This window comes from Cupriavidus sp. GW823-FHT06D04, from assembly GCF_058795055.1.
Map to the genome: position 1 here is coordinate 59,501 of NZ_JBXAHL010000023.1, position 18,097 is coordinate 77,597.

Here is an 18,097-nt window from a genome sequence, read left to right on the forward strand (position 1 = left end):
GGACCATCCTCGGCCGGCATTTTTTTAAGCTCAGATGTAAATAATTATCATTTACAAAGCGATACAAATTGCCCAGGCACGGTGCCGGGCAACATCGAATGAGGGGTAAGCCATGGTTTGCAACAGCATCATCGAGAGTATCGGCGGGACACCCGTGGTCCATCTGCGCCGCCTGTTCGGGGACACCGGGGCCGAGGTCTTTGCCAAGCTGGAGCTATTCAATCCCGCCGGCAGCGTCAAGGACCGCCCTGCCCGCTACATCATCGAAAAGGGCCTCGTCGAAGGCACCATCGGCGCCAACGCCCACATCGTCGAAAGCTCGTCGGGCAACCTGGCGATCGCGCTGGCCATGGTATGCCGGCTGAAGGGACTGCGCTTCACCGCCGTGGTCGACCCGAAGATCTCGCAGACCAACCTGACGATCCTGCGCTGTTATGGCGCCGGGATTGAGCTGGTGACCGAGAAGGACAGCCAGGGCGGCTACCTGGAAACGCGTATCGCGCGCGTGCGGCAGATGCTGCGCGACCTGCCGGATGCGGTCTGGATCAACCAGTACGGCAATCCGCGCAACTGGGAAAGCCATTACCACGGCGAAGGCGAGGAAATCCTGCGCCAGCTCGACCGGCCGGTCGACGTGCTGGTGCTCGGCGTGAGTACCTCGGGCACGGTGCATGGCATCGCGCGCCGCCTGCGCGAGGCGTGGCCCGCGTTGAAGGTGGTGGGCGTGGACGCCGCCGGCTCGGTGCTGTTCGGCCACCCGCCGGCCAGCCGCGAGCTGCCGGGCATCGGCGCGAGCCGCGTGCCGGAGCTGCTGTGCCGCGAAGAAATCGACCAGGTCATCCATGTGGACGACCACGCGGCGGCCCTCGGCTGCCGGCGCCTGCTGGCGCAGGAAGGCATCTTTGCCGGCGGGTCGTCCGGCGCGGTGGTCGCCGCGATCGGCCGCCTGTTGCAGGACCTGCCACGCAGCGCACGCCCGCCCCGCATCCTCACCCTGTTTCCTGACCGCGGCGAACGCTATCTCGACACCGTCTACGACGACGCATGGCTGGAACGCGTCGCCGCCATCCATCGCGCGCGCACGGCTTCGGCTGCCGCGCAATCGTCCATCCCTGCACACGGAGTGACCGCATGAACGCCCCCATCCAGACCCCCGCTGCCGAGCTGCACTACCTCAGCCGCGCCGACCTGATCGCCCTTGGCGCCGACCATTCCGACGCCTTTGTTCAGGCTATTGCCGAAGGCCTGGCGCTGCATGCGCGCGACGAATGCGTGCAGCCGCTCAAGCCTTACCTGCGCTGGGCCGGCGCCGACCATATCGCCGACCGTATCATTGCGATGCCCTGCTACGTCGGCGGCGACAACCCGGTCGCCGGCATCAAGTGGATCGGCAGCCGCCAGCACAACCCGCAGCGCCATGGTCTGGAACGCGCCAGCGCCGTGATCGTGCTCAACGACGCCCAGACCAATTATCCGGTCGCCATCATGGAAGGCGGCCTGATCAGCGGCATGCGCACCGCGGCCATCACCGCGGTGGCGACGCGCCACCTGGCGCGCGCGAGCTTTACCGACGTGGCCTGTATCGGCTGCGGCCCGATCGCGCGCATGCAGCTGCAGACGCTGCTGGAGCAGTTCCCGGGCATCCGCTGCATCCACCTGTTCGATCTGTCGCGCGACGCAATGCAGGCGACGCGCAGCCAGCTGGGCGCGCGCTTCCCGGCGGTTGGCTGGGAGCTGTCGGCCAGCGCCGAGGCGGCGGTGCGTGCCGCCGACGTGACCGTCACCTGCACGGTTGCGGATGCGCCGTACCTGGAGCATGCCTGGCTCAAGCCCGGAGCCTTTGTCGCCAACGTCTCGATCATGGACGTGCACAAGGACGTCTATGAGAAGGTCGACAAGGTGGTGGTGGACGACTGGGACCAGTCCAACCGCGAGAAGAAGATCATCAACCAACTGGTGCTGGAAGGCCGCTTCAGCCGCGAGCAGCTGCATGCCGAGCTGGGCGAGATCGTGATCGGCGCGAAGCCGGGGCGCGAGCGCGACGACGAGATCATCCTGCTTAACCCGATGGGCATGGCGCTGGACGATATGGTGTGCGCGCGCCATTTCTACCAGCTTGCGCTGCAGCGCGGTGTCGGCGTGCGCCTGCCCCTGCTATGACGGTGCTGCCACACCACCCCGTACGCGAGCGGATGCTGGCGCAGGACCTGCTGGACGCATTATGGCAGGAGAACCTGTACGGCATGCGCGAGCACTGCCGGCTGGTAGCCGCTGACGACACGCCGCTGGCCGCGCTCGCCGTCGACCTGGGTACGGCCGGCACGCTGCTTTGGCTTGGCCGCCGCCTCGACGGCCCCCGGCCGCTGCAGCTTGGCGCCGGCGATGACAGGCCGCCCGTCGTCCTGCAACGCGACGGCAGCGCCATGCCGCTCGGCGCCGCCGCGGCGTTGGAAGCCTTGCAGTCGGCGGACTGGTGGCCCGGCCGCAGCGGGCGCCTGCAGACGCTGTTCGCGCTGGCCGAGGCGCAAGCCGCGCGCACGCTTGCGCACGAGCCGGCCATCCTGGATCGCCTTGCGGCGGCGCCGCGCTCGCTACTGTCGTGGGAGGCGGTTTGCTGCCTGCGCGACCGCCCTTTCCATCCGCTCGCTCGCGCCAAGGCCTGGGGCGATGCGGCCGGGCCGCACGCCGGCTTCGACGCGGAATCCGGCCAGCCCGTATGGCTGCACTGGATTGCCGTGCCGTTACACCGGCTCCGGACCGGTTCGGCGATGGAAGCGTCAGCGCAACCGCTGGCCCGCTCGCTGCTGCCGCCCGACGAACTCGACCGCCTGGTGGCACGCGCGGAAGCCGCCGGCGCGCAGCGCGGCTACCTGTGGATGCCGGTGCACCCGTGGCAATGGCAGCAGCAGGCCCACGCCGCCGCCAGCGGGCAAGCGCCATGCATCGACCTCGGTAGCGGCATCGGTGCGGCCTACCCGACCGCCTCACTGCGCTCGCTCGTCATGCATGGCCGGCCCGAGCTCCACCTCAAGCTGTCGCTGGGCGTGCAGGCACTGGGAGCCAGGCGCACCCTGCCCGCGCGCTACCTGCACAACGGTGCGCTCGCGCAACAATGCCTGGCGCAGCTGCGGGCGCGCGATCCCTGGCTCGGCCAGCACCTGCTGCTTTGCGACGAGCGCGACTGGTGGGCACTGCGCCAGCACGACTCGCTGATCGCTGAGCCGGGCGAGCTCGCCTGCGTGCTCAGGCGCTACCCCGGCGACCTGGCGGCTGGCACGTGGCTGTTGCCCATGGCGGCGTGCGCGGCGCTGACCGCCGGCAACGACCTGCCGGCGCTGCGCCGGCTGTCCTGCACCGATGCCGACGAGGCCTGGGCGGCATTCCGGTGCATCGCGGCCCTGCTGCTCGAAACCGGCCTGCGTTGCTTTGCCAACGGCGTCATGCCCGAGCTGCATGGGCAGAACGTCGTGCTGGTGGTCGGCGAGCCAGGCCCGCGGGCGCTGCTGCTGCGCGATCACGACACGCTGCGCATCTGCCCGTCCCTGCTCGCAGAGGCCGGCGCGGACGTGCCCGCGTACGCCGTGGACACCGCCACGCCGAATACGCTGATGCTCGATGCGCCGGCGCAACTGCTCGCGTACTTCCAAACGCTGGCGATCGAGGTCAACCTGTACGCCATCGCCGCCGCGATCGCCGTGGCCTTCGACAGCGACGAGCGCACGGGCTGGCGCATCCTGCGCGAGGAGATCGCCCGATTGCTGGCCGCCGGTACCGGCAACCGGACCGCAGAGATTGCGCGGACCGCGCTGCTGGATGCGCCGGAATGGCCATTCAAGCAATTGCTTGCGCCGCTGCTGGCGCGCGACACCGCCAGTACCGGCATGCCCAGCGCGCTCGGCAGCCTGCGCAATCCGCTGCGCGAGAGCGGAGTCCCGTCATGACGCCGGCGCCGCAAGCCGGCCCGTCGCGCGACATCGCCCTGCTGCTGGCCGGCCAGGCGGTGGTGACGACGGGCCTGATGACGCTGGTGCCGATCATGCCGCTCTACCTGCGCGACCTCGCCGGCCCCGCTGCCGCGCACTGGAGCAGCCTGGCGCTGGCCGCGCCGGGCGTCGGCGCGCTGCTGCTGGCGCCGTTCGCCGGCAGCTGGTGCGAACGATGGGGCTACCGCCGGCCCTTGCTGCTGTCGTTGTCGGCCTTCACCGCCAGCCTGCTGCTGATGGGGCTGTCCACGCACGTGGCCGGCTTCATGGCCGGCCGCCTGTTGCAGGGCGCGAGCGCCGTCGGCGTCTTGCTGACCATCTGCATCGGCCGCGTCAGCACGCCCGGCATGCGCGGCCGTGCCTTCGGCATGCAGGAATCGGCCGTGGCCACCGGCGCGTTGCTTGGCCCCGTGCTCGGCGGCGTGCTGCAGGACTGGTGGACGGTGCGGCCGATGCTGCTTGCAGTGGCCGCGGCCAATGCCGTGCTGACGCTGCTGCTCGCATGGCGGCTGCGCGAGCCGGCGCCACAGGCGTTGCCAGGCGCCGGCTCGTCGCGCGGATTCGCCGCCATGCTGGCGGACGCGTCGCTGCGCCGCTGGCTGCTGGCCGGCTGCCTGACGCAGGCCGGCGCGTTCGCGCTGGTGAACGTGTTCGCGCTCTACCTGCAGCAGCGCTACCCGTACGATGCCCTGCTCGGCAGCAAAACCGGCTTCCTGCACGCGCTGGGCTGGCTGGCCGCGATGCTCGCCAGCCCGCTGTGGGGCGCGCTCAGCGACCGCGGCACGACCGTCCGCGTATTCATGTTGGCCGCCGGCGGCTGCGCCGTCGCGCTCGCGTTGCTGCCGCTTGCCGATGCGCTCTGGCAGATCGGCGCGCTCCGGGTCGTGCAGGGCGCGCTGTTCGCCGCGCTCGCGCAATCCATGCTGTCCTATTGCTGCGCCCGCCTGCCCGCGAGTTTGCACGGCAGCGCCACCGGCATCGCCAAGAGCGCCATGACCGCCGGGCAACTGGTCGGGCCGCTGGCGGTGATGGCGTGGCTGCCACGCTCCGACCCGGCGGGCACGTTATGGCTGATCGCCGCCATGTTCGCGCTGGCCGCCGCACTCGTCGTCCCTGATCGCTCATCGTTGTTTGCCACCGTCCCTGATGCGAGGTAACTGCATGCTTTCCACTCTCCTGCCATCGACCACCGTGGCGCCGCAAGGGCGCCTGCGCGCCCATCGCCCGGACCGGGATGCCGCCGCGCCCGACGCCGTCGAGCGCCGCCTGATCGAGCAATTCTTCAACACCTACTGCCGCGAGACCGGCATCGTCGATCCCCGCCTTGACGCGCACCTTCCGGCCCCGGTGCCGGCTGCGCTGAGAAGTACCCTTGCGCGCTGGCGTGCCGAGGGGCTGGTACCGGCGGTGCTGGCACTGGCGGATCGCGACGGCCGCCACCGCTGGCTGGCTGCTGCGCTCTCCTACGTATCCCCGATCGGCTACCACCGGCTCGCGGATGCGGTGCTGTCCGACGGCAGCGCCTTCGCCCCGCTGCGCCGCGCCGAGAATCTGGCCGATGCCATCACCCAGGCGCTCGCGCATGCCTACCCACAGAGCGCCGCCACCGACTGGCCGGAGCGCTTTGCCACGCTGATGAAGAACGGCGTCCAGAAGGTGCGCCTGTACCACCGCGAAGCGCCCGCACGGCAAGCGCCCTCGCGCTTTATCGCTGCCGAGCAGGGGCTGCGCTTCGGGCACATATTCCACGCCACGTCGAAGGCGTCGGAAGGGTTCAGCCACGATGCGCTGCAACGCTATGCGCCGGAGCTCGGCGCCGCCTTCCAGCTGCACTACTTCGCCGTCGCCAGCGACCAGTTGGAGAGCAGCGCCATCGACGGCCAGCCGCTGCCTATCGACCCCGCGGCAATGGAGGCCGCCGCGGACCTGCTCAAGGAGGGCGACTACCGCCTGCTGCCCTGCCATCCCTGGCAAGCCACGCAGCTGCTCGCGCACAGCGAGATCCAGCCACTGCTGGCCAGCCGCGCGATGATTTCCCTCGGGCCGCTGGGAGAGCTGGCCTGGCCGACCTCGTCGGTACGCACGGTGTGGCTGCCGCAGCAGCAACGCTTCCTCAAGCTGGCGCTCGATATCCGCATCACCAACTTTGTCCGCAACAATCCGCCCGAGCACGTGCGGCGCGCGCTGGATGCCAGCCGCGCCATCGCCATGCTGCCCGAGGCGGCGCGTTCGTCCGCACACTTCACGGTGCTGGCCGAAACCGGCTACGCCGTGCTGGCCCTGCCCGACAACGCGCTGCGCGCGAGCACTGCGGTGATCTTCCGGCAAGGCATGAGCGGCCCGCATGGCGACGCCGCGCAAGTGCTCGCCACGGTGCTGGAGGAGCCCGCGCATGGCGCCGGCATCCTGGACGGCCTGCTGCGCGAAGCGCTGGGCCATCAACCCGGCGCGGCGGATATCCGCCGCTGGTGGGCGCGCTATCTCGATGTCACGCTGCTGCCGCTGGCGCGCCTGTTCGCCGAGCACGGCGTCAGCCTGGAGGCACACCTGCAGAACAGCATGGTCGCGTTCGCGGGCGGCTGGCCGGTGCACGGCTATGTCCGCGACATGGAAGGCGCCAGCATCAGCCGCGCCCGCTTTGCCTGGGCGGCGCAGTTCGATGCCGACAGTCCCGCCCTGTACACCGAGGAAGCCGCGCTGCATCGCTTTGCCTATTACGTGCTGGTCAACCATATCGGCCACTTCATCGCCTGCCTCGCGCGCACGGGCGGCTGCGACGAAGCCACGCTGTGGCAGGACACCGCAGCCGCGCTCGACGCAGGCGGCCCATCGCTGCGCCGGCTGCTGGCGTCGCTGCAGGGCCTGCCCACCCTTCCCGCCAAGGCCAACATGCTGAGCTGCTTCGGCCGCCACGGCGAAACGCCTGCGTGGGCAGGCGTCCCGAACTTCCTCGTATCCGCACCGCTAGCCTGAGCCCCCGATGAACACCACCGATTACCAACGACTGATCCAGAGCCCGCAATACCAGCAAGCCGTCCGCCGCGTGCTGCGCCAGCTGCTGGAAGCCCTGTTGTTCGAAGACTGCCTGCGCGACATGATTGTCAGCGACGCCGGCGTCGAACTGCCCGGCGTGACGGCTGACGGCCAGCCCGTCAGCTATCGCTGCGCCGCGCAGCGCACCGCCAGCTTCGGCCGCATCCGCATCCGTGGGCCGGTGCTCCGTTGCGAAGGCGAGAGCCAGGCTGAAGCCGACGACGTCGCGCAACTGCTGTCCGAGCTTGCCGGCCAGCTCGATGCCGACCCGGTGCGCCTGCAGCAGTTCGGGCTGGAGCTGCTGTCCACGCAGGTCAAGGACGCGCAGTCCCACCATGCCAACGGGCACGCCGGACAACCGTTGCGCGATGCCGGCTACGATGCCATCGAAGCGCGGCTGACGGGTGCCCATCCTTACCACCCGGGATATAAATCGCGCATGGGTTTCACGCTGGCGGACAACGGACGCTACGCGCCGGAATGCGCCGCGCCCCTGCAGCCCGTGCTGCTGGCAGCGCGCCGCTCGCATTGCCGCTGGAATCTCGGCAACGCCGAGGCATCGCCCGAGAGCCTGCTGCCACCGCCGGCGCGCGCCGCATTTGAGGCCGCTTTGCGCGAGCATGGTGCCAATCCCGCCGACTACCTGCCGCTGCCCGTCCACCCGTGGCAATGGGACGAGGTCATCGCGCCGGGCTACCACGGCGCGTTCGCGCGCGGCGAGCTGATCGCCGTCGGCGAGATGCCGGGCCGCTACCTGCCCCAGCAGTCGATCCGCACCCTCGCCAATGCCGATCAGGCCGATGCGTTGTCGCTGAAGCTGGCCATGAATCTCGTCAACACCTCCACTTCACGCGTGCTGGCGCCGCACACGGTATGCAATGCCGCCGTCTTGAGTGACTGGCTGGCGAGCCTGGTGGCGCGCACGGAATGGACCAAGCCGATGGCCGCGCCGGTGTTGCTGCGCGAAGTCGCCGGCGTCAGCCATGTGCCCGCCGCGCCGGTGCAGGGCCAGTACGGCGCGCTTTCCTGCATCTGGCGCGAAAGCATCCACCGCTATCTGGCACCCGGCGAGGCCGCCATTCCCATGACCGCGCTTACCCATATCGATGTCGACGGCCTGCCGCTGATCGAGCCGTGGGTCCGCCGTCATGGCGTGCGCGTCTGGCTGCAGCGGCTGGTGGAGCGTGCATGGCTGCCGGTGCTGCACCTGCTCTGGGAGCACGGCACCGCGCTCGAGTCGCACGCGCAGAACATGCTGCTGCTGCACGTCGACGGCCTGCCGCAGCGCGTGGCGCTCAAGGACTTTCACGACGGCGTGCGCTTCTCGCGCCAGTGGCTGTCCGGCGCCGCGCCGCAACTCACGCCGCCGCCGGCCGAGCATGCGCGCGTCAACCCGAACTCGTTTATTGAAACGGACGATGCCGATGAACTGCGGGACTTCACCTGCGACGCACTGTTCTTCGTCAACCTGGCCGAACTGGCCCCACTGCTTGCCGGCCACTACCAGCTCGAGGAAACAGCGTTCTGGTCCATCGTGGCAGGCGTGATCCGCAGCTACCAGCGCGCACACCCGCGCCTGGCTGAAAGCTTCCGGCGCTTCGACTGCTTCGCGCCCACCATGTCGATCGAACTGTTGGCCAGCCGCCGCTTCATGCCCGAGATCCGGCTGCGCACGCGGCAGGCGCCCAATCCGCTGGCGCTGGCGGAGGCGGAGGCGGCATGAGATCGCTGAAGGCGCGTTTGTCGGATCCGGGCGGCGGCCAGGTGCACGGCCTGTTCTGCTCGACGCCTGCGGCACTGACCGTCGAGCTGATCGCTGCCGCCGGCTATAACTTCGTGGTGATCGACCTGGAACACACGCTGATCGATGGCGCGCAGCTTGGCGCCATGCTGCTGGCGGCGCGCGCCAGCGGCATCGCGCCACTAGTGCGCGTGGCGGCCCCGCACCAGGTGGCGCCGGCGCTGGACGCCGGCGCCCAGGGCATCGTCTTCCCGCGCATCAGTGCTGTAGCGCAGGCAAGGCAGGCGGCCAGGCTCTGCCACTACGCACAGCATAAGCCTATGCCCGGCGAGCGGGGGCTGAACGCCACCTGGCATAGCGCGTTCGGCCGCGACGATCTTGCCGCCGCCACTGCCGCAGCGGGCGCCGATACGCTGGTCGTGGCGATGATCGAAGACAGCGCCGCGCTCGATGCGCTCGATGACATCGCCGCTGTACCCGGCATCGATGTGCTGCTCGAAGGCGCCGCGGATCTCTCGCAATCACTTGGCGTGCCATGGCAGACGCGTCATCCGCTGGTGTGGGACGCCGTGGCGCGCATTGCCGATGCGGCGCGCGCGCATGGCAAGCATTTCTGCGCGCTGCCGCGCACCCCGGAAGACGCCGCGCTCTGGCGCCAGCAAGGCACGCGCATGCTGCTGCTCGGCGACGACCGCGGCATCGCGCGCCGGGCCATGGCCGCACACCTGCAATCCCATTCCCAGTCATCAACATAAAGCCGCCCCTTCCCGCCACCACATGAACCCGCAAAACATCACCCGTTACCTGGATGAACTTGATCCCCGCAAGGGGCCTGCGTGCGCCTATCTCTATGACCTGGACCACCTGCGCACGCGCGCGGCTGGCCTCGCTGCCGCCTTGCCCGAGGACTGCGATCTCTACTACGCAATCAAGGCCAACAGCGATGCGCCAGTGCTGCGCGCGCTGCTGGGCGCAACGGCCGGCTTCGAAGTCGCGTCGCTGGGTGAAATCGAACGCGTGCGCGCCGTCGAAGCCGACGTGCCGGTCGTATTCGGGGGCCCGGGCAAGACCGATGCCGAGCTGGAGGGCGCGCTGCGCCTCGGCGTCAGGCTGATCCACGTCGAAAGCGCGCTGCAACTGCGCCGGCTGGACCGCATCGCGCAACGCATGGGCCGCCGCGCCGACGTGCTGCTGCGCGTGAATCCGGCCTACGGCCTGCCCGGCGCCACGCTGCAGATGGGCGGGCGTCCGACGCAGTTCGGCATCGACCAGGCGGAACTCCCCGCCGTGATCGCGTTGGCATGCGACCTGCCCGGCGTGCGCCTGGTCGGGCTGCACCTGCACGCGGGCTCCAACAGCCTGGACGCCGACCAGCATCTCGAACTGATTTCACGCCATATCGCGCTGGCGCAGCAATGCCGTGACGAACACGGACTGGCGCTGGAATGGCTGAATGTCGGCGGCGGCATCGGCATCGACTACACCGATCCCAATCGCACCTTTGACTGGCCGCGCTTCTGCGCCGGGCTGGCGCAACTGCTGCAGCAGCGGCGGCCCGGCTGCCGCATCGTGCTGGAATGCGGCCGTTTCATCAGCGCCGACTGCGGCTGCTACGTGGCTGAAGTCATCGACCTCAAGCACAATCACGGCAAGCACTTCGCCATCGTGCGCGGCGGTACGCACCATTTCCGGCTGCCGGTGTCGTGGCAGCACAATCATCCGTTTTTCGTCGCACCGAACGACGCGTGGCCTTACCCGTTTGCGCGCCCGGAGCTGACTGACGCAAGGCTCACGATCTGCGGCGAGCTTTGCACGCCGAAGGACGTCTTCGCGCAGGAGGTAACGGTGCCGCGCGTGCGCGTGGGCGACCGCATCGTCTTTATGCTGGCCGGGGCCTACGGCTGGCACATCTCGCACCACGACTTCCTCAGCCATCCGCATCCGGAAAGGGTGTTTTTCGGCGAGTAGCCGGCCCCGGACCTGTTCCGCGCGCCGGCGCGCGGCGCTGTTCCACTGTTCTTATCCTCCCATGCAAGGGAGCTGATACAAATTGTATGCAATTTTTGTATCACGGAGTGCTTATCCCTGCTATTCTTGCTCCCCGGTTGCGGCCTGGAACCTGATCCCGGCCATGCTCGCTGCAGGCGGTCTTCTCCGCCTGTCCGGCAGCGCGCAACGACAGGGCCGGGGGCTGCCCCTCCCCCGGCGCCAGAAGAACAAGACAGTCCGGAAACATATCCGGCCAGACAACAGGAGACATGAATGGCGCCCTTGCTGTTCAAGGTGGAAGACCGCCCCCCGCGGCTGACGACGTTTTTGCTTGCGCTCCAGCATCTGCTGGCCGCCCTGGGCGGCATCATTGCGGTGCCGCTGGTCATTGGCGGTGCCCTGAAACTGCCGCCGGACCAGGTCATTGCGCTGGTGAATGCCGCCCTGCTTGGCTCGGGCATCGTCACCATCATCCAGTGCAAGGGCATTGGCCCGGTGGGTATCCGCATGCCATGCGTGATGGGCACCAGTTTCGCCTTTGTCGGCGCGGCCATCAGCGTGGGCGTCGAACACGGCGTGGCCGGCATCCTGGGCTCGGCGCTGGCGGGCTCGCTGGTGATGATCCTGGGCAGCTTCTTCATGCCGGCGATCCGCAAGCTGTTTCCGCATACCGTCACCAGCGTGGTGGTCACCATGATCGGCCTGTCGCTGATTCCGGTGGCCATCGACTGGGCCGCAGGCGGCCAGGGCAGCAGCCGCTATGGCGCGCCCGGCAATCTGGCGATTGCCGTCGCGGTGCTGGCGCTGGTGGTGGCGGTGGTGCAGTGGGGCAAGGGCATGCTGTCGGCCTCGGCCATTGTCGTCGGCATTGCCGGCGGCTACCTGCTCTGCCTGGCACTGGGCCTGGTCGATTTCACCCAGTTTCACCAGGCACCCATCATCGCGGTGCCGCAGCCGCTGCACTTCGGCATGTCGTTCCCCATCTCGGGCATTGTCGCCATGTCGATCGCTTTCCTGGTGACCATTGTCGAGTCCACGGGCACGTTCATGGCACTGGGCGCGGCCACGCAGCGGCCGATTTCCGGCAAATGCCTGTCGCGCGGCATCCTGTGCGATGGCTTTGGCTCGGCCTTTGCGGCACTGGTGTCGAGCCCGCCGTTGTCGACCTTCGCGCAGAATGTCGGCGTGGTCTCGCTGACCGGCGTGGCCAGCCGCCATGTGGTCGCGCTGACCGGTGTCATGCTGCTGCTGGCGGGGCTGTTCCCGGTGCTGGGCGCGTTGGTGGTGACGATCCCGCAGCCGGTACTGGGTGGCGCCGGCCTGATGATGTTCGCGATGATCGTGTCGGGCGGGATCCAGATGCTCAGCACCGTCAAGTTCACGCAGCGCAATACCCTGATCGTGGCCGTGTCGATCGGCTGCGGCCTGGCGGTGACGTTCCGCCCGGAACTGCTGTCGAAGCTGCCGGCCTTTGTCCACGAAGTGTTTGGCTCCGGCATCACGGTGGGCTCGCTGTCGGCGGTGATCCTCAACTTGCTGCTGCCCGGCGGCAAGGACAAGCCGGCTGAAGACGCCGGCCACGGCACCGTCGGCGAGGCTGCCTGAGCGCCTGCCAGGGCCTGCGCACCACATCAAACGCCCTCGGCACCACTTCTGCAAGTATCCTCCGGTCGAACCATATGGGCTGGCGCCGGTCATATCCTGACGTTTTCACTTCAATGAGGAGAAGCAATGGATTGTCCGGTGTGCCCGCAAACGCAACTCGTGATGTCCGAACGCCAGGGCATCGAGATCGATTACTGCCCGAAATGCCGCGGTGTCTGGCTGGACCGGGGCGAACTCGACAAGATCCTCGAGCGCTCCGTGGCAGCCGCCCCGGTGCAGCAGGTGCCCATGCAGCAAATGCCGCAGCAAACTCCGCCCCCGCGACAGGAATACCAGCGCGGCCATGGCGACCGCGACCGGCACTATGAGCGCGAGCAGAAACACTATAAGAAGAAGAGCATCTGGCACGAGCTGTTCGACTGACTCTGGCTTGCCAGTGAGCAAGGGCGACGCAAGGTCGCCCTTTTTTGTTGCCGGCCGCTATTGCGCTGTCCCGCGCAAACCGGACCGGCACAACCGGGGCTTAGCGCGCTGCCCTCACGCCGCCTTGCGCCTGCGCCTAGAAGCTTCTGCGGCAGCATCGCGCAACTCTGGCGGCAAGGCACGCAGTTCCGCGGTGAAGAACGCACGCTCGGCCGGCCGCAGCGCAGGCAGCTGGGCGGCCAGCCGCTCCACTGCTGCGCACGCCATTGCGGTCGCGCCTTGCTCGTGGGTGAGATACCAGGCCGATTCGAGCAGCAGGTTGGCCAGCTGCAACGGCCCCAGCCTGATGTGGCCGGCGTCATGGTCTTCCAGGGCGAACGCAGCCACGGCCGACCAGCGCACGAAGCCCTTGGCCGGCGCGAACGGCGCGTGGAACGGCCGCAGGGCGTCGACAGCGTCCGCAACGGACAACGGGCGCTGGCGGCGGAACGCGGCCATGCTGTCGTTGGCCCTGGCTGGCCGGTCGGACGGCGGGGTATCGGGCCCGCAGCTGCCGCGTGCGATGCGCAGCAGGAAGATCGCGTTCCACGCCGTGCCGCCGCCTACGCCGAACCGGTCGCAGATCCACTCCGACAAGCCCAGCCAGCGCATCGCCTGCCGCTGCACCGCGCTGGCGGACAAGACCCGCGCGGCATCGACCAGGCCGTGCTGCCAGAACAGCCACAGGCACAGGCCGATATTGGCCGCGGCATGCTGCACGGCGTCGACGGAATCGGCCTCGTAGGCTGCCTGCAGCGCGCCGGCGAAGGTATCCAGCGCCAGCTGCGCGGCCTGCGCCGTGCAGGCATGCCCGGCGCGCATGGCATCGGCCTTGTGCAGCAGCGCTTCCAGGTTCAGCACTTCAAAACGCACGCGCGGGTTGTACCGCACCACCAGGCGCAGTTCCGGATCGGAGTGCAGTCCTTCCAGGCCGGCACGCGCGCCGTCGCTGTCGCCGCGGGTATACCGTTCCCAGGCCCGCACGATATGCGCCATGGCGCAGAACGCGGGCGTCGCCGCGCCTGCCTCGGCCGCCTGCACCAGGCGGTCGACACGCCTGAGCGCCGCCCGGCTCTGATCGAGGCGGCCGCAGCGGCGCCAGGCCAGGCTTTCCTTGAGCAGCGACAGGGCTTGCTGGAAACCGTCGCCGGCACTGCGGCCAGCCGCGCGGAAGGATTCGGCCACGGCTGAGCCATGCATGCCCGCGTGGCCGTCCTGGGCGCCGCGCATGGCCTGGGTCAGCTCGCGCCAGAAGGCCATGTCGCGCATCACGTAGCCAACGCCGTCCGGCTGGCCGGCCGGCGCCGCTTGCGGCGCCGTGGCAAAGGCAAGATGGCCGGCCAGCGCGGCCGGGCCCAGCGTGCGCCCGTCCGCCACAAAGCGCAGGCGCCGCGCGCTCGCTGCCGTGATCCAGAACGGCCCGCGGCTGCGGTGCGCGGGATTGGCCGCAGCGGGATCGCGCTGGCGGTCGGCGCCCCATCCAACCGCCACCTGCCAGCGCGCAAAGTCCGCAAACGCGCGCGACGCCAGCATGCGCAGGTTGGCCGCCGTCGGGAAGGCGCTGCGCACCACTGCCGCGGTGACTCCTCCCTCCCCGGTGCGATGCGCATGCCAGATGCGCGCCAGCAGCCAGACCGACTGGTAGCGCGCGGGTTGGCCGTCGACCCGGTACGGGGCCGACACGTCGATACGGATCGGGGCAGGCGTGGCTGGCATCAGGCAGTCTGGGAACGGGGAAATCGCGGGGAAAGCCAGGCGGCGCCCGTCATGTTACGCAAGTTACAGCCGGTGCGGTTGGCGTTATCCGGGCGCTCTCCTATGCTGCGCACCACGGTCCGGGCCCGGATTGCCATCCCCTCAACTCCTCTGCACAGCCATGAACAATCATCTTGCTCGTTTGCTGACACCGATGGCGATCGGCCTCGGCCTGCTTGCCGCCACCGTGCCCGCCCTGGCGGCACCGAAAGAAGTCCCGCTGGATGCCGCGGCGCTGTTCCGCCAGGCCGATGCCACCGGCACCATGGTGATCTACGACCTGCGGCGCGACCGCATGCTGACCTACAACAAGCCGCGTGCGTCCACGCAGTACTCGCCGGCGTCGACCTTCAAGATCCTGAACTCGATGATCGGCCTGGAGAGCGGCGCCGTGGCCGACGTCGACCATGACAAGCTGCCGTGGGACGGCAAGGTCTGGCTGGTCGGCGGCAAGGCCATCCTGCCCGAGGCCTGCAACGCTGACGTGCCGCTGCGCGTGGCCTTCCCCAACTCCTGCGTGCCGGCCTACCAGGCGCTGGCGCGGCGGGTTGGCAGCGCGGCCTACCAGCGCTACCTGACTGCGTCGCACTATGGCAATGCCAACAGTTCAGGCCAGGTCGACCGCTTCTGGCTGAACGGCACGCTGCAGATTTCCGCCTACCAGCAGATCGACTTCCTGAAGGGCGTGGTGCAGCGCACGCTGCCCTTCTCGCCAACCACCTTCAAGGCCGTGGACGACATTACGGTGATGGAGCGCACCGCCGCCTACACCCTGCACGCCAAGACCGGCTGGGCCGATTCGGCCAGGCCGGCGGTGGGCTGGCTGGTGGGCTGGGTTGAGCGTGGCGATGATGACTACCTGTTTGCGCTCAATCTCGACATGCTGCGGCCCGAGCACGCCAAGGCGCGCATGGAGATCGCACGCGCGGCGCTGCGGCAGGCGGGCGCGTTGCCGGATTGACGCTTCCGAAGGCGGCCGCCGGATGCGCGGCCGCCTGTAGCCACTACCCTAGACACTTCATTCAGGCATTTTCTCCCCCGTATTTCAGATCCGTCTGATTTACCTGCCAACCCCGGATCGATAGCTTGGCTGGTCGGCATTTCCCACCGCGTCGCCCGACGCAACCAATCCGTAATGGGATCCGCCGGCGCCTGTATGCAACGGGAAAGCAAGACCGTTCCCACAATCCGGAGGTGAAATCCAATGAGAAAATAGCCATGCCGGCAGCCCTGCTGTCGGCCATCGCGTTGCTGGCCGCCTGTGGCGGCGGCGGGGACAATGCGACGCCCACACCGGCGCCACAAACGCCACCGTCTGAAAATAGTCCGGCACCGGCACCCGGGCCAAAGCCGGATCCAGCACCGCAACCTGAACCCACTGGCGAGCTACGGCCGAGCCTGAGCGCACCGCAACCGGGCTCGACGGCAGCCGTCGGCAATGACAGCGAAGGTCTCTGGGTCGGCGTCATGAACGCCACGCTGGTCGACAACAGCGGGAAGTTCGTGCACGCGAGACTGACGGGCGTGCTGGGAGGCGCGTTCCAGTTCTCTGGTTCGACCTGGACACTGGGCCCCGGCACGCTGTACGAAACCGGCTTTGCCTACCCGGCCACCGGGGCCGGCACCATTACCCCGGGCCAGCGCTTTGACGGCAATTTCGTCGCCACGCCAGGCAACCCTACCAATGTGCTATCCGGTACCTACGATCCGTCCAGCGCGCTAGCCGTGGACCACGGCTGCCATCGCCGGCAACGTCACCGGTACCTATACCAGCGGCACCCGCATTTGCGACCTGCAGGGCACGGCAACGCTTGCCACCCCGGGATCGGCCAAGAACCTGTATGCGGTCAGGACCGTTGCCGAAAACTCCACGCAGCCGGGCAGCACCGGCTGCGCGCTGTCGACTGGCGTGCCGCACAAGGGCTTTGCCGCGCTCCGCCTGATGCCGGCCGACGGCAGCATCATCGTGAACAGCAGCACGCGCTATGCGCGCACGCTGGTGATGGCCGGCAGCACCGGGACCGGCGGGTATTTCACCATGCAGATGACCAAACAATAAGCCCGCTCCCGGGCAGCACCCCGGCGGTCCCCCTGCGCACGGACCGCCGCTTTCTTCCGCATCCGAGCCACGACAGTGGCTTCCCCATCACCTGGCGCCCAGGCGCCGCATCCGCCCTCCGGGTTTCCCCGCGGTTGAGTTCTGCGCTCTCATATCATTTAATTCAAGGTGAATTAATTAATAGCGGACGGAGACAAGATGACCGCATCCAAAGCGGGCCGTGGCGTGAATTCCGCCAGCCTGCGCCTGTACAACGAACGCGCGCTGCTGCTGGCGCTGCGCCGTGCCGGCGAGGCCTCCAAGGCTGATCTGGCGCGGATGGCGCAGCTGACCAATACGGCGGTGGGCAGCATCGTGCAGACCCTGTCCGAGGAAGGCCTGGTCGAGCAGTCCGGGCGCCGCACGGAAGGCCAGCGCGGCCAGCCCGCCAGCCTGATCCGGCTGCAGCCCAAGGGCGCCTTCGGCATTGGCGTACGGCTGGACCGCGGGAGCATCGAGGTGGTGATGGTGGACTTTGCCGGCCATATCCTGGCCAGCCGCGCCCACCAGCTGGTCCTGCCCCACCCTGACCAGGCGCTGGACATGGTGCGGCACGATATTGCCGAGCTGCGCGCCCTGCTCACCCCCGCCGAACAGAAGCGGCTGCTGGGCATCGGCGTGGCGCAGCCCTATAACCTGGGTGCCTGGCTGCGCGAGCTGGACGTACAGGGCGAGGCCTTCCAGGCAAGCTTCCGCGCCTGGGACCAGGCTGACTTCCCGGCAATGCTCAACGCCGCCACCGGCTTGCCGGTCTTCGGCGAGAACGACGGCACCGCCGCCGCGGTGGCCGAGCTGTTCTACGGGCGCCACCATGCCCAGCATTTCCTCTACGTCTTCCTTGGCCCCGCCATCGGCGGCGGCGTGGTGCTCAATGGCGACTGCGTGCGCGGTGTCTCCGGCAATGCCGGCGATATCGCGATGATGCCGGTGCCGCCCAGCACCCTGCCCTCCGCGCCGGGTGCCGCCGGCAACGGCAAGCGGCGCGACATCCTGATCTCGCGCGCGTCGCTCAACGCGTTGACCCGCCACCTGCGCCACCACGGCGTGGTGGTCAACGGCCATGCCGACCTTCAGCGCCAGGTCGAGCTGGGCCACCCCGCGGTCGAGGAATGGATTGCCGACTGCGTCGATGCGCTGGCGCCTGCGCTGCAGTCCGCCCTCGCCGTGCTCGACGTGCCGCTGGTGATCTTCGATGCCGATATCGACGGCGGCCTGGTCGCCACGCTGATCGCGCGCCTGCAGCAGGCGCTGGATGAAGGCGCCCCCGAAGCCCGCGCGCCCGCCACCGTGGTGCGCGGCTGCTTTGGCGCCAACGCCGGCGCGGTGGGTGCCGCGTCGCTGCCGATGTTCATGAACTTCTCGCCGCGCGCCGAGCTGCTACGGGGTGCGTCTGCCATCGTTCCGGAGGCCAGCCATGCCATTGTCTGAAGC

Annotated in this window: 14 protein-coding genes; 13 read left to right on the forward strand and 1 reads right to left on the reverse strand. The window is 68.8% G+C overall.

Annotated features, from left to right (window positions below):
* The first annotated feature begins 112 nt into the window (after positions 1-112).
* From sbnA to AC1Q7H_RS24920, 10 genes are all read left to right on the forward strand, one after another.
* Entirely contained in the window at positions 113-1,135 is a 1,023-nt protein-coding gene (sbnA, locus tag AC1Q7H_RS24875; RefSeq protein WP_153953524.1) for a 2,3-diaminopropionate biosynthesis protein SbnA, read from the forward strand.
* On the forward strand, positions 1,132-2,160 hold the full coding sequence (gene sbnB / locus AC1Q7H_RS24880; RefSeq protein ID WP_492381848.1) for a 2,3-diaminopropionate biosynthesis protein SbnB: 1,029 nt from the start codon (positions 1,132-1,134) through the stop codon (positions 2,158-2,160). The genes sbnA and sbnB overlap by 4 nt, the downstream gene beginning before the upstream one ends.
* A 296-nt stretch (positions 2,161-2,456) precedes the next feature.
* Positions 2,457-3,941 (forward strand): IucA/IucC family protein, encoded by a 1,485-nt coding sequence (locus AC1Q7H_RS24885; RefSeq protein WP_492381864.1) that lies wholly within the window; start codon positions 2,457-2,459, stop codon positions 3,939-3,941.
* Positions 3,938-5,140, forward strand: a complete 1,203-nt coding sequence (locus AC1Q7H_RS24890; protein WP_153953521.1) for an MFS transporter — start codon at positions 3,938-3,940, stop codon at positions 5,138-5,140. The genes AC1Q7H_RS24885 and AC1Q7H_RS24890 overlap by 4 nt, the downstream gene beginning before the upstream one ends.
* Positions 5,141-5,144: 4 nt before the next feature.
* The gene (locus tag AC1Q7H_RS24895; protein ID WP_492381849.1) at positions 5,145-6,956 is read left to right on the forward strand and encodes an IucA/IucC family protein; all 1,812 of its coding nucleotides are present in this window, start codon (positions 5,145-5,147) and stop codon (positions 6,954-6,956) included.
* Between the two features lie 7 nt (positions 6,957-6,963).
* Complete coding sequence (locus AC1Q7H_RS24900) at positions 6,964-8,739, forward strand: IucA/IucC family protein (protein ID WP_492381850.1); 1,776 nt, start codon at positions 6,964-6,966, stop codon at positions 8,737-8,739.
* Positions 8,736-9,512: an HpcH/HpaI aldolase family protein gene (locus AC1Q7H_RS24905; RefSeq protein WP_492381851.1), complete on the forward strand. Its 777-nt coding sequence runs from the start codon at positions 8,736-8,738 to the stop codon at positions 9,510-9,512. Before AC1Q7H_RS24900 ends, AC1Q7H_RS24905 begins: the two co-directional genes overlap by 4 nt.
* Positions 9,513-9,534: 22 nt before the next feature.
* A complete protein-coding gene (locus AC1Q7H_RS24910; protein ID WP_153953517.1) occupies positions 9,535-10,725 on the forward strand; it encodes a type III PLP-dependent enzyme in 1,191 nt (396 codons plus the stop codon).
* A 294-nt stretch (positions 10,726-11,019) separates the two neighbouring features.
* Entirely contained in the window at positions 11,020-12,351 is a 1,332-nt protein-coding gene (locus AC1Q7H_RS24915; protein ID WP_492381852.1) for a nucleobase:cation symporter-2 family protein, read from the forward strand.
* Between the two features lie 126 nt (positions 12,352-12,477).
* On the forward strand, positions 12,478-12,774 hold the full coding sequence (locus AC1Q7H_RS24920) for a TFIIB-type zinc ribbon-containing protein (protein WP_013953146.1): 297 nt from the start codon (positions 12,478-12,480) through the stop codon (positions 12,772-12,774).
* Between the two features lie 114 nt (positions 12,775-12,888).
* Here AC1Q7H_RS24920 and AC1Q7H_RS24925 read toward each other — a convergent pair whose 3' ends face one another.
* Positions 12,889-14,529: a hypothetical protein gene (locus AC1Q7H_RS24925; protein WP_153953515.1), complete on the reverse strand. Its 1,641-nt coding sequence runs from the start codon at positions 14,527-14,529 to the stop codon at positions 12,889-12,891.
* Positions 14,530-14,689: 160 nt separating this feature from the next.
* Between AC1Q7H_RS24925 and blaOXA the strand changes: the two genes are divergently transcribed.
* From blaOXA to AC1Q7H_RS24940, 3 genes are all read left to right on the forward strand, one after another.
* Positions 14,690-15,529, forward strand: coding sequence for an OXA-1206 family carbapenem-hydrolyzing class D beta-lactamase (gene blaOXA, locus AC1Q7H_RS24930; RefSeq protein WP_492378040.1), 840 nt, complete (start codon positions 14,690-14,692; stop codon positions 15,527-15,529).
* A 948-nt stretch (positions 15,530-16,477) separates the two neighbouring features.
* Positions 16,478-16,627, forward strand: a complete 150-nt coding sequence (locus AC1Q7H_RS24935; RefSeq protein ID WP_492378039.1) for a hypothetical protein — start codon at positions 16,478-16,480, stop codon at positions 16,625-16,627.
* A 198-nt stretch (positions 16,628-16,825) separates the two neighbouring features.
* A complete protein-coding gene (locus AC1Q7H_RS24940; protein WP_013953150.1) occupies positions 16,826-18,094 on the forward strand; it encodes an ROK family protein in 1,269 nt (422 codons plus the stop codon).
* Positions 18,095-18,097: the final 3 nt, after the last annotated feature.